The 13,038-nt window shown below is 46.5% G+C and carries 8 protein-coding genes; 3 read left to right on the forward strand and 5 right to left on the reverse strand.

Annotation, left to right across the window (positions count from 1 at the left end):
* Positions 1-69: 69 nt before the first annotated feature.
* Positions 70-1,407 (reverse strand): NADP-specific glutamate dehydrogenase, encoded by a 1,338-nt coding sequence (gdhA, locus tag BACSA_RS08080; protein ID WP_013617619.1) that lies wholly within the window; start codon positions 1,405-1,407, stop codon positions 70-72.
* 231 nt (positions 1,408-1,638) lie between these two features.
* Here gdhA and BACSA_RS08085 point away from each other — a divergent pair, with 231 nt between their 5' ends.
* Entirely contained in the window at positions 1,639-4,617 is a 2,979-nt protein-coding gene (locus BACSA_RS08085; RefSeq protein WP_013617620.1) for a PEP/pyruvate-binding domain-containing protein, read from the forward strand.
* 114 nt (positions 4,618-4,731) lie between these two features.
* Here the strand turns inward: BACSA_RS08085 and BACSA_RS08090 are convergent, their stop codons facing one another.
* The gene (locus tag BACSA_RS08090) at positions 4,732-5,433 is read right to left on the reverse strand and encodes a Crp/Fnr family transcriptional regulator (RefSeq protein WP_013617621.1); all 702 of its coding nucleotides are present in this window, start codon (positions 5,431-5,433) and stop codon (positions 4,732-4,734) included.
* A 119-nt stretch (positions 5,434-5,552) separates the two neighbouring features.
* Between BACSA_RS08090 and BACSA_RS08095 the strand changes: the two genes are divergently transcribed.
* The gene (locus BACSA_RS08095; protein WP_013617622.1) at positions 5,553-7,751 is read left to right on the forward strand and encodes a DUF5686 family protein; all 2,199 of its coding nucleotides are present in this window, start codon (positions 5,553-5,555) and stop codon (positions 7,749-7,751) included.
* 129 nt (positions 7,752-7,880) lie between these two features.
* On the opposite strand, the gene BACSA_RS08100 is transcribed toward BACSA_RS08095, so the two are convergent.
* Positions 7,881-9,038 (reverse strand): glycosyltransferase, encoded by a 1,158-nt coding sequence (locus BACSA_RS08100; RefSeq protein ID WP_013617623.1) that lies wholly within the window; start codon positions 9,036-9,038, stop codon positions 7,881-7,883.
* 119 nt (positions 9,039-9,157) lie between these two features.
* On the opposite strand from BACSA_RS08100, the gene BACSA_RS08105 reads away from it, so the two are divergent.
* Positions 9,158-10,117, forward strand: a complete 960-nt coding sequence (locus BACSA_RS08105; protein ID WP_013617624.1) for a fimbrillin family protein — start codon at positions 9,158-9,160, stop codon at positions 10,115-10,117.
* Between the two features lie 448 nt (positions 10,118-10,565).
* Here the strand turns inward: BACSA_RS08105 and BACSA_RS08110 are convergent, their stop codons facing one another.
* Both BACSA_RS08110 and BACSA_RS08115 read right to left on the reverse strand, forming a co-directional pair.
* Positions 10,566-12,023: an aminoacyl-histidine dipeptidase gene (locus BACSA_RS08110; RefSeq protein WP_013617626.1), complete on the reverse strand. Its 1,458-nt coding sequence runs from the start codon at positions 12,021-12,023 to the stop codon at positions 10,566-10,568.
* A 6-nt stretch (positions 12,024-12,029) separates the two neighbouring features.
* Positions 12,030-13,031 carry a lysylphosphatidylglycerol synthase transmembrane domain-containing protein gene (locus tag BACSA_RS08115; protein ID WP_013617627.1) on the reverse strand — a complete coding sequence of 334 codons (1,002 nt, stop codon included), beginning with the start codon at positions 13,029-13,031 and terminating at the stop codon, positions 12,030-12,032.
* Positions 13,032-13,038 lie beyond the last annotated feature (7 nt).

Genomic DNA, 13,038 nt, shown 5'->3' on the forward strand with positions numbered 1-13,038 from the left:
AGCGCAGCTACAATACAAAATACAAATACAACTAAACGAGATATGTTATTAACTTATACTTTTTCCCTCTTATACAATGCCTTGCGCCATCATGGAATGAGCCACTTTCATGAATCCGGCAATGTTCGCTCCTTTTACATAATTAATATAGCCGTCAGGTTCCGTACCGTATTTCACGCATTGCTCATGAATGTTGTGCATAATCTGATGCAGCTTATCATCCACTTCTTGTGCCGTCCAACTGATATGCATTGCGTTCTGGCTCATTTCAAGTCCTGAAGTAGCTACACCGCCCGCATTCACGGCTTTACCCGGCGCATACATCACCTTATTTTCGATAAATGCATCGATTGCTTCGGGTGTACATCCCATGTTGGAAATTTCACCGACGCAAAGTACGGAATTTTTTATTAAATTGCAAGCATCTTCGCCATTTAATTCATTTTGAGTAGCACAAGGAAGCGCAATATCGACTTTTACCTCCCACGGACGGCGTCCCGGATAGAAAGTTGCGTTTGGATATTTTTCTGCATACGGAGCCACCACATCGTTGCCCGAAGCACGGAGTTCCAGCATATAATCAATCTTCTCTCCGGATACGCCATCCGGATCGTAAATATATCCGTCAGGACCTGACAATGTCACGACTTTCGCGCCCAACTGGTTGGCTTTCGTCACGGCTCCCCATGCGACATTTCCGAATCCGGACACAGCTATCGTCTTCCCTTTAATATCAATGCCTTTCTTGTCAAGCATGTGTTTTACGAAATACAAACCGCCAAAACCTGTAGCTTCGGGACGAATCAAAGAACCTCCATATTCGAGTCCTTTGCCTGTAAATGTGCCCGTAAACTCATGGGTCAGCTTCTTATACATGCCAAACATATAGCCCACTTCACGTCCGCCTACACCGATATCACCGGCAGGCACATCCATATCCGGACCTAAATGATGATATAGTTCCAGCATGAACGCCTGGCAAAAGCGCATGATTTCCGCCTCGCTCTTTCCACGCGGAGAAAAGTCGGAACCGCCTTTCGCGCCTCCCATCGGCAAAGTAGTCAGCGCATTCTTGAATGTTTGCTCAAATCCCAAGAACTTCAAGATAGACAAGTTAACCGAAGCATGGAAACGGATGCCGCCTTTATACGGACCTATGGCATTGTTGAATTGTACCCGGTAACCTAAATTCACCTGTACCTTGCCCTTATCGTCTACCCAAGGCACACGGAACGTAATGATGCGGTCGGGCTCTACCAGACGCTCAATCAATGAAACCTTTTCAAATTCAGGATGCTGATTGTAAATATCTTCAATAGAAAGCAGCACTTCTTTTACGGCTTGCAAATACTCAAGTTCACCCGGATGCTTGGCTTCCAGCGATGACATAATTTGATTGATGTTCATGACTACTTATATTTAAGGTCTGACAAAATGAAATGTTTTCAATTGCAAAGGTAAGCTTTTTAACGAACCTCCCAAACATTTTCCTGGAAATTTGCAGCCAATAAGTAATAAAAAGTTAAACAGCCAAAAGCATGCCCATAATACAAAGTAAAGTTTATTACCCAATTAGTTGCATAAATCAAGAGAAATGCCGAAATTTGTTTGATAAATAAAAGCGTAAATCCGAATACCATGCTCAATAAGTTAAAATTAAACCAACTCTATTTCAAAGACACGCAATTCGTCAACCTAATGACGAAGCGTATCTTCAACGTACTGCTTGTGGCAAATCCCTACGATGCATTCATGCTGGAAGACGACGGGCGCATTGATGAAAAAATTTTTATCGAGTACATGAGCCTAAGCCTCCGCTACCCGCCCCGCTTTACGCAGGTATCTACCGAGGAAGACGCATGGAAACAATTGGGAAACACCCGTTTCGAACTGGTTATCTGCATGCCCGGCACGGACAATAGCGATACATTCGACATCGCGCGCCAAATCAAAGAAAAATACCCCCGCATCCCTCTGGTAGTGCTGACACCTTTTTCGCACGGCATACGCGAACGCATGGAACACGAAGACCTGAGTATCTTCGAATATGTATTTTGCTGGTTAGGAAATACAGACTTGCTGGTTTCCATCATCAAACTGATAGAAGACAAAATGAATCTGGAGCACGACATCAAAGAAGTGGGCGTGCAAATGATTCTTTTAGTAGAAGACTCCATCCGGTTTTATTCTTCCGTATTGCCCAACCTGTATAAATTCGTATTGCGCCAGAGCCAAGAGTTCGCCACCGAAGCGCTGAACGAACACCAGCGCACCTTGCGTATGCGCGGCCGCCCTAAAATCGTATTGGCACGTACGTACGAAGAAGCACTCGACCTATATAATAAGTATAAGAACAATATATTGGGCATTGTATCCGACGCCCGTTTCCCCCGTGAAGGGAAAATCGACCCGCAAGCAGGCATACGCTTCTTGACCGTAGTGCGGAGCGAAAGCCCTTACATACCTTTAATATTACAATCCGCCGAACTATCTAACCGAGAGTTTGCCCAAAACGTACACGCCCAGTTCATTGATAAGAATTCGAAAACAATGAGCCGCGAATTGCGCCAGGCGGTTTCCGAACATTTCGGGTTCGGCGATTTTGTATTCCGCAACCCTAAGACCAAAGAAGAAGTGGCACGCGTGCATAACCTGAAAGATTTGCAGAATGCCATTTTTACGATTCCAGCCGATTCGCTCCTGTACCACATAAGCCGGAACCACATGTCGCGCTGGCTCTATTCACGCGCCATATTCCCCGTTGCCGAGTTCTTGAAACAGATAACATGGGAATCATTGCAAGACCTTGACGCGCACCGCCAAATCATCTTCGAAGCCATCGTAAAATACCGCAAGATGAAGAATCAAGGTGTCGTAGCCGTCTTCCAACGGGACCGGTTCGACCTTTATTCGCATTTTGCCCGCATCGGAGACGGTTCGCTGGGAGGCAAAGGAAGAGGACTGGCTTTCATTGACAACATGATTAAGCGCCACCCTCAATTCGAAGAGTTCGAGAATGCCGTTATCGAAATTCCGAAAACCGTCGTGCTTTGTACCGATATCTTCGACGAGTTTATGGAAACCAACCAACTGTATCAGATTGCGTTGAGTGAAGCCGATGACGAGACCATTTTACGTGCTTTCCTCCGCGCCAAGCTTCCCGATAGCTTGGTAGAGGATTTCTTCGCCTTCTTCGATGTCGTAAAAGCCCCTATTGCCATCCGTTCGTCCAGCTTATTAGAAGATTCTCATTACCAACCGTTTGCCGGAATCTATTCCACCTATATGATTCCGTATATGGAAGACAAATACGAACGTCTCCGAATGCTGAGCGACGCGATAAAAGGCGTCTATGCGTCAGTCTTCTATAAAGACAGCAAAGCCTATATGCAAGCGACCAGCAATGTGATTGACGAAGAGAAAATGGCGGTCATCCTTCAGGAAGTTGTAGGAACCCGGTATGGCGACCGGTATTATCCTTCCATATCAGGCGTGGCGCGTTCGGTCAATTATTATCCGATAAACGACGAGCTTGCCGAAGAAGGGACGGTCAGCCTGGCACTGGGATTGGGCAAATATATCGTAGACGGAGGACTGACCTTGCGCGTTTGCCCTTATCACCCCGACAAAGTGTTGCAGACCAGCGAAATGGAAATGGCATTGCGGGAAACGCAAACCCGCTTTTATGCCCTCGACCTAAAAAACTTAGGACACAACTTCTCTCTTGATGACGGATTCAACCTGTTGAAACTTTCGGTAAAAGATGCCGAAGCGGACGGCTCGTTGAATTACATCGCATCCACTTACGACCCTTATGATATGGTTATCCGCGACGGCATTTACCCGGGAGGACGAAAAGTCATTACTTTTGCCAACATCCTTCAGCATGATGTATTCCCATTGGCACGCATCCTCCAGCTGGTACAGAAATACGGGCAAGGCGAAATGCGCCGTCCGGTAGAAATCGAGTTTGCGGTCAACTTGGATGCAAAAGAGAAACGAGGCACTTTCTATCTTCTGCAAATCCGACCGATGGTAGACCTGAAGGCCGACTTGGAAGAAGACCTGGAAACAATACCCGAAGAACAATTGCTGTTAAAAAGTGAAAACGCACTGGGTCAAGGCATTATGGATGATATTCAGGACGTAATCTACGTAAAGACCGAAGGCTATTCCGCATCGAACAACCAACTAATCGCCTACGACATAGAGAAGCTGAACAAGCGTTTTCTGGACGAAGGGAAACACTACGTTCTGGTAGGTCCGGGCAGATGGGGAAGCAGCGACACCTGGCTGGGAATCCCTGTGAAATGGCCCAATATATCAGCGGCCCGTGTGATTGTGGAAGCAGGTTTGACCAACTATCGGGTAGACCCCAGCCAAGGCACCCATTTTTTCCAGAACCTGACTTCATTCGGAGTTGGCTATTTCACCATCAACACCTATTGCGGAGACGGCATCTTCAACGAAACCCTATTGAACGGCATGCCCGCAAAAGAAGAAACAAAATTCATCCGCTGGGTACATTTCGACAAGCCGCTTACGGTCAAAATGAACGGGAAAAAGAAACTGGGAGTGGTAGAATTGCCTGAACCGGATTCCCAAGAAACGGAATAAGCGCAGCTTCATGCTGCCCCACAAAGAAATGCACTTAGGTTCATCAGTCCTTGAACCTAAGTGCATTTCTTTCCGTACCTATATGCATCCGCATATCCATACAGATGACTTCCTTTATCCGATTTTACTGATTTTCTTCAGCTTTTCCTCATCCACAATCTTTATCTTGCGCCCGTCTATGATGATTAGCTTCTCCGCGGCAAAATTCGATAAAGTACGGATGGCATTTGACGTAGTCATATTCGACAAATTGGCAAGGTCTTCACGCGAAAGGTAAATGCTGAGCGTACATTGGTCTTCTTCCAACCCATACGTATCTTTTAAAAACAAAAGCGATTCAGCCAGACGTCCCCGTATGTGTTTTTGAGTCAAATTCACCGTACGCGCATCTGATATGCCCAAATCCTTTGATAACTGACGAATAAAAAACATGGCAAGATCCGCATTCGCCCTTACCAATTCCATCACGACGGGCATAGGGACCAGACACATCGTACAAGGCTCGAATGCCGCAGCAGCCGTCACAAAATTCTCTTCGGCAAAGTAGGCACGATAAGCAAAATACTCCTTATTCTTTACGACACGGATAATCTGGCCCCGTCCGCCCACACCGTCCTTGTAGATTTTCACTTTCCCGCTCAGCAGACACATCAGATACTGAGGAGTTTCCCCCTCACAATAAATGATTTCATTCTTCTTATACTTCTGTATCGTAAAATTCTGTGCAAGGTACGCCCGTTGCGTTTCGGTAAGAGGTTGCCACAAATCGGGGATGCTTTCGGCAATCTCGGCTTCTGTTAATTCCTTTTTTACCATAAGTGCTATAAAACCATGTTATGGAGCACAAAGATAGTAAGAAAAAAATGAAAATCTTTACTTTAAACATTAAAAAATGTCATGCAAACGCAGGAATTTATTATATCTTTGCCTTTGCTATGGCAAAAACAGGACATGCATACATTCGGACATTCGGTATCGGACTGATAATCCTGCTATTATCCGCCGTCTTTCCGTGCAGGGGTGTTTCTCAAACTTCCTTGTCCCGCAAGTCATACGTACCGGACTCTATCCTGACCCACATCTTCCATGCATCTACGCTATATGCTACAGAAGTCAAGGAATATAAAGCCGACCTGTATTTAAAAGGGCTCCTGCAAATCCATAAGCAAAACCGCATCATCAAATACATCCCTTCCATGTTCCGTTTCGAGAAAGGCGTAAACCAGTATATACACGAATCGATTAATGAACTCCACTATACCGCCCCTTCCATCTACGACCGCAAAGTAAGGTCGATGGCAACCACTTTTCCCGGAGGAGAAAGCCGTTTCTTCGATATCCTCGATTTCCTGAAATTCAACCTGTACGCCCCTTCCATCATGGAAAACAAAGTCTTGTCTCCGTTCAACGAACAGTCAAGCATACATTATTATTATCTGCTCGATTCGATAGACTATCAAAAAGACGGAGCCATATACAAGCTGAATATCATTCCACGCTATCAAAGTACACAATTATTAGAAGGTTCCTGCTGGATTTCATCCAACGACTGGACCATCCGGTATATGGAATTCAGTGGAAAATACGATTTAATCCGATTTCATGTGACCATGTATATGGGAAATACCGAAGAAACAAAGTATTTGCCCCGTATGCTGAATCTGGACGTGATATTCAATTTCTTGCGGAATAACCTGGAAATGAATTATACCGGCTGGTTCAAGTATACAGATATCCAATTCCGGGACAAGAATGAAAACCCTGAGAAATGGCTCCTAAAAGAGAAAAAGCACTATAATTTATCCAATTCCTACACCTTAACCTGCGATACAACCCGGCTGATGCACAACCGGGACTCGTTCGCACGCATCCGTCCGCTCCCTTTGACCGATGCGGAAGACAGCTTATACCGGGCATACGACGAACGGCGGAAAATCGGTCCCGAAGACACATTGAAAGCCGAGCCTACCAAATTCAAGAAAAATCTGGTGATGTTAGGCCAAATGGGAGACGCACTTATCCGCAGCTATAACTTAGACATGAACAAAGTGGGAAACATTTCATGTTCCCCGCTGATCAATCCCCTATTGATAAGCTACAGCCACCGGAACGGAATCTCCTACCGCCAAGAATTTAAATACAACAAGTTGTTCCATAGCGGCAAGCTGCTGCGCCTTGTCCCCCAAATAGGTTACAACTTCACAAAAAAAGAATTTTATGCAAAACTGGACGGGGAATACGTGTACAACCCCAAAAAGCACGGAGCCATTTATTTAAGCGTCGGAAACGGAAACCGGATATACAGCAGTGTCGTACTCGACCAGCTGCAGGCACTTCCCGATAGCGCATTCAGTTTCGACGAATTACAATTGGATTACTTCAAGGACGTGTACCTGAACGTTTCCCACAATATTGAAATCGTAAACGGACTGACAGTATGGACCGGTATAGCCATGCACTGGCGCCATGCCGTACACGGCACGGAAGAAGTGGCAAAGCGCGTGCAGCTCAAATACAACAGTTTCGCCCCCCGCCTGCGCATCGAATGGACACCGGGAATGTATTATTACATGAACGGAAACCGTAAAGTCAACATCGGCTCGCGCTTCCCGACATTTGTCATCGATTACGAACAAGGAATCAAGGTATTGGACTATTCGAACAAATACGAACGCCTGGAAGTATCCGCCGAACAAAAAATACAAATACGCGACCTGAATACCCTTGCCTACCACATCGGAGGAGGATTCTTTACCAACCAAGACGAAATGTACTTCGTGGATTATGTAAACTTCGCCAACCGCAATCTTCCGCAGGGCTGGAACGATGACATCGGAGGAACCTTCCAAATGCTGGACTCGCGCTGGTACAACGCCTCGCGCCATTATTTCCGGGGAAACATGACGTACGAAACCCCCTTCCTGTTATTATACCCTGTAAGCAGGCTCTTGTCTTTTATCCAGAAAGAACGGATTTATGCCGGCATCCTATTCATGCCCCACTTAAATCCATACTTCGAATTAGGCTATGGAGTAGGCACACACATATTCGATTTCGGCATATTTATCGGAAACGAAACAGGGAAATTCACATCAGTAGGATGCAAATTCACCTTCGAGCTATTCAACCGATAACCCTCATAATCAGCCCATATAATGAGGATTCACCTCTGTCACGCTGATTTATAATCCGGCGGACAAAGGGAAAATCTTAAAGGCTCTGTACGCCTCTCCGTGCCCTCTGTGGTGAAACATCAATTGCTTTTATTTGCGCAAGAAATCGTTCTTCTTGCAAAACAAGTATTGAATGCGACGCACCAAGCTCCATACAGGACGGAACAAATCAAAAAAAGGAAGGAAACATCCGAATTTCTCTTTCAAATCCCATGCCGTATGGTAAAAGAAATGCATCACGGCCAGAAAACGCACCATGCCGAAAAAGATGACAATAGCCGCCAGTACCCATTCATGCGATAAAATACTAACTACTAAAGCCACCAGAAAACTCAAATGAAACAAACCGCATGTCCAAGTCTCCAACGCATTCAGAAAAGGAGCGATTCCACGGTAATAATGCCCTGTAACCATCGCATTCAGCATTTCTTCTTTCCACACCCGTTTCGATGCCGGCACAGGCAAGCGCACAATACTTTCCGCACCGCGTGCCACCCGTGTATTCAAGCGGTTCGCCACGGCATTGATAAACAAGTCGTCTTCCCCTCGCTGCAATTGCAAATGGTCGGAAAAGCCCTTATGCTCCAGATATATCCTTTTCCGGTAAGCCAGATTATTGCCAATCCCCATATACGGACGGCCGGCAAGCGCCATGCAAAGATAGCGCAACGAACGGAAAAAAGAATCAACGGTAATGCGCCGGGCAAAATACCCTTTCTTGGAGGAATAATTGCTATACCCTAACACTATATCGGTTTCGGGCGTCATCTCACGGGCTAAACTTTTTAACCAATTCGGGCTGACCGGACAGCCAAACGGACTGGCCACTACAATCCAGTCATAGCGGCTGGCACGGATACCCATGGCTATGCCCAGTTTTTTCCGGCTCACATACCGTGCCGTTTCAGGAATAAACGTATGGTAAAGGTTCGTGTAACGCCCCGCCAAACGCGTTAAAATAAGTTCGTCTTCACCAGCCGACTTGTCATTGACGACAATCACCTCAAATTGCGGATAATCTTGCTCCAAGACTGCAGGCAAATTCTCATTCAGCGCTTCCCCCGAATCTTTCGTCACAATAATTACGGAAACAGGAGGTAAATCAAGCGGTTCCGTTTCTTTTCCCCGCCGGAAATGCAAATGCAACCTGTTGTACACACCTCCTATATATACCAATTGTATCAGAAAAAAGATACCGCATACGCCTGTCCATAAAGCCGGAACAGAAGCAAAGTCTATCGTCATCATGTCTTTGTCGCATTAAAAACGATGCAAAAATAAAGAAAAGACAGAAAATATGTTATACAACCAAGCGATTTTGCGTTGATAAGAATATACTTTAACAATCATATATTAATTACATCAACATGAAAAATCAGTACGTATCAGGCATCGCCTTATTGATGCTTCTGGCTGCATGCCAGCAAGAACAAATTTCCGAACAGGGAACAGTAGAGAACACCGGAATCCGGATTCAAGCCAGCATTTCCGACCAACCGGAAAGCCGTACAACGGCACAAACAAGCGGAGAAACCACCTTTGACCCCAATGATGAAATCGGCTTCTTCATGCCAGAAGAAGCCGCTCCCACCCGATTTACCTACAATACCGGCAAATGGGTATCAGAAACAACCCTGACATGGCCCAATCTGACAGACGACCTTACCTTTTGCGCCTTCTATCCGTATCAGGAAAGCGCAACACGCAGCAACATCCCCATGCCAGACTTAACCGGCCAATCGGGCGAACCGGCAGAGTTAGGAGCATACGACTTCCTTTCCGCATCAAAGACATGCAACTTCTCTACGGCAGCCGGAGTCGTAAGCTTTACCGGGAGCAATGCTTTCAAGCATGCATACAGCTTATTGCAAATCACATTGACCGATAGCGAGGAAGCAACTACCTTACTGACCTCGGCAAGCATTACCGGAGAAGGACGCTTCACCAATTACGCATACCGCTTTACGGAAGAAGGCACCGGAGAAATGTTCAAGCCGGAAAGTAACGAAGAGAAAAACGAATGGAACGCCACGTATGACGAAGGGAAAGAGATAACAGACGGAACCGGCATCCAGCTTGCCGTTTTGCTGAATCCGTCGGACACAGAAATCCCCTTAGACTTCAACATCAGTTATACTCGCGAAGGCGTTACTTTCACCGCCGGAACCAGTCTCATAAGCCATACATTCGCAGGAGGCTACAACTACAAATACCAGATTCACGTAAGCGACGGAGAACTGATTGTAGAAGGATACGAAATATCCAAATGGAACGACGGAACAGTCGAAGATGAAAATATCACCATCGAAGGAACCGTGCAAGAGTAATAAAAAAGACAAAAAAACAAGGCTTGCCTCACGGAATGACAGAGGCAAACTTTGTTTTTTTCATATCCGATAACGCAGGATATGCCTATTCCGTTTATCCGAGAAGCATTCCATATTTTATATTCCACGGGCTGGAACGTATATTCCAGCCCATGGAATGTACGTTCCAGCCCGTGGAATATACATTCCGCCAGCCGGAATATAAAACTTAGCATAGCATTGTAGAAAAGATTGACTGCTTTTTGCTTATTCGCAGTATAAGCTGACTCATATTATTACTATTCATGCACAGGGTTAACCCTGTGGCCGTTTTTCCATGAAAAGGGGTTACCCTTCCGTTTTCGGAGACAAAGATAAGCTTTTATTTTCATCTTGTATAAACCACGAAAAGTGCCTTAAAATGAAAGCTGAATCTCATTTTAAGGCACTTCACGTTATCAATTATTCATTACTTCTCCGGCGTATTGGCAAGCGTAGCCGTCAGGAAGTCGTAGAACTTCGCCACGGAAGCTATTTCGCATTTCTCGTCGGGCGTATGCGGACCTACCAGCGTGGGACCGAAGGAAATCATATCCAAGCCTGGGATGACCGCTCCGATGATGCCGCATTCCAGCCCGGCGTGAATCACCTTCACTTCAGGAACCTCGCCGAACTGTGCCTGATAGGCTTCCTTCATGGCATGGAGGATAGGCGAATTGACATTGGGTTCCCAGCCCGAATAACCGCCCGAACGCTCTACGTGCATCCCCGCCATGGAGAAGCAGCTTTCGAGCGCCGTATTGCGGTAGTCTTTCATCGACTCACGCGCACTGCGGGTCAGAATCTTGACAGATGCCTTTCCGCCTTTGATGTCAACAATAGCCAGGTTGGAAGAGGTTTCCACCGTGTCGGGAATCGTGGGGATATAGCGTTCCACACCGTTGGGGCAGGCATAGATAGCGTCTACCAGATTATCGCGGATTTCCTCGGGCACCATGTACTTGGGCAGTTCCACACGTTCTGCCTTAAAGCTCAAGCCCTCTTCGATGGTTTCGTATTCTTCGCGCCATACCTGTTCGCACTCGCCCACGTATGCCAGCACATCGCCTACTTCCTCTTCGGGAACCGTAATGACCGCCTCACATTCGCGTGGAATGGCATTGCGCATGTTTCCGCCTTCCCACGAAACGAGGCAAGCCTCATCATAGGCGATGACCTGATTCAGGAAACGCGCCATGAGCTTATTGGCATTGGCATGTCCCCAGCCTATCTGAATGCCCGAATGTCCGCCGCGTAAGCCCTTCAACGTCACTTTCAATGCCACGTCCGCCGGGTCGGTTTCTTCTTCTTTGTATTCCAAGGTAGCGGTCAGGTCTTCGCCTCCGGCACATCCGATATACAGCTCGCCTTCTTCTTCCGAATCTAGATTCAAGAGGATATCGCCGTCAATCGTTCCGGGTTTCAAACCGAACGCGCCGTACATGCCCGTTTCCTCATCTGCCGTAATCAATGCTACCAGCGGACCGTGCTTCAAGGTCTTGTCTTCCATAACCGCCATGATAGCCGCCACCCCCATGCCGTCATCGGCACCCAGCGTCGTGCCTTGGGCACGTACCCATCCGCCGTCTGCTACCGGCTGGATAGGATCAGTCTCGAAATCATGCTCTACGTCCTTATTCTTTTGAGGCACCATATCCATGTGCGCCTGCAGGATAACGGTCTTCCGGTTTTCCATGCCCGGAGTAGCAGGCTTGCGATAGATAATGTTTCCCACTTCGTCTTGGAAAGCTTCTACCCCTACACTCTTGCCAAACTCCAACAAGAATGCCTGAACTTTTTCCAAATGTCCGGACGGACGAGGTACTTGTGTCAACGAATAAAAATGCTTCCACACATTCTGTGGAGCAAGCGAAAGAATGTCATTCATACGTTTTTAATTTTTATGTTTATTTGTAAGCGGCAAAGCCACCAGTCCATATATGCCTAACAAAATTAATAAAAAGGTTTGAATCCCGTGCACCAAAAGCGCAAATATTCCGGCGTCTTCCTTGCTTACGCCATACATCATCATCATCGTAATGACCGCAAAATGCCACGGGCCGGCGCCGTTGGGCGTAGGGACGATTACGGCAATGCTCCCTACCACGAAGAGCACCAGCCCTGCCATCCAGCCCAAAGAAGCGGAAAAAGCGAAGCTGTAAAACGTAAGGTAAAAATGCAGGAAATAACATGCCCAAATGGCTGCCGTATACACGATATAGAGCCAGGGACGGTGCACCTTACGGATAGACATGCACCCTATCCACATGTTTTGTATCAATCCCTTTACCCGGGCAAAGACAGCCAGATTCCGAATCATCCATACCAAGAACACCAATGCAGCCACGATACAAGCCACGGTGATGTAGAAGTTGGTCGAAGTGAACAAATGCAGGAAAAAAGCCCCGTCGGTACCTGTTATCCGAAAGAAACGGGCAAAGATGCCGGACTGCAACACCAAGGTCACACCGGTTATCAACAAGACACATACCGAATCGATTAACCGTTCGGACACAACCGTACCCAATGATTTCGAAAAAGACACGTTATCAAACTTCGACAAGATGCCGCACCGGGAGACTTCGCCGATACGCGGAACCACCAAATTCGCCGCGTATGACACAAAAATGGCATATACACTGTTCGAAGCCTTGGGATATTCGCCTAACGGATATAAAGCCAAATTCCATCTCCACCCACGGAAAAGATGTGCCAATACGCCGAAGACCAACGAAAACGACATCCAACCGTAGTCCATTCCCTCTGTCAAAACCTGACGTACCTGCCCGAAATCAAATCCATGGTACGTCCAAACCAGAATAGCTGCCCCCAAAATCAAAGGTAAAGTAATCTGAAAGACTTTATTTATCCATTTTTTTATATCAGTTCGTTCCAAATTTATA

This window comes from Phocaeicola salanitronis DSM 18170 (genome assembly GCF_000190575.1).
Lineage (GTDB): Bacteria > Bacteroidota > Bacteroidia > Bacteroidales > Bacteroidaceae > Phocaeicola > Phocaeicola salanitronis.

What these genes read in the sequence shown, in the direction of transcription:
- gdhA (WP_013617619.1), bottom strand. Translation starts at nt 1,407, where the DNA reads ATGAACATCAATCAAATTATGTCATCGCTGGAAGCCAAGCATCCGGGT.
- BACSA_RS08085 (WP_013617620.1), top strand. Translation starts at nt 1,639, where the DNA reads ATGCTCAATAAGTTAAAATTAAACCAACTCTATTTCAAAGACACGCAA.
- BACSA_RS08090 (WP_013617621.1), bottom strand. Translation starts at nt 5,433, where the DNA reads ATGGTAAAAAAGGAATTAACAGAAGCCGAGATTGCCGAAAGCATCCCC.
- BACSA_RS08095 (WP_013617622.1), top strand. Translation starts at nt 5,553, where the DNA reads ATGGCAAAAACAGGACATGCATACATTCGGACATTCGGTATCGGACTG.
- BACSA_RS08100 (WP_013617623.1), bottom strand. Translation starts at nt 9,038, where the DNA reads ATGATGACGATAGACTTTGCTTCTGTTCCGGCTTTATGGACAGGCGTA.
- BACSA_RS08105 (WP_013617624.1), top strand. Translation starts at nt 9,158, where the DNA reads ATGAAAAATCAGTACGTATCAGGCATCGCCTTATTGATGCTTCTGGCT.
- BACSA_RS08110 (WP_013617626.1), bottom strand. Translation starts at nt 12,023, where the DNA reads ATGAATGACATTCTTTCGCTTGCTCCACAGAATGTGTGGAAGCATTTT.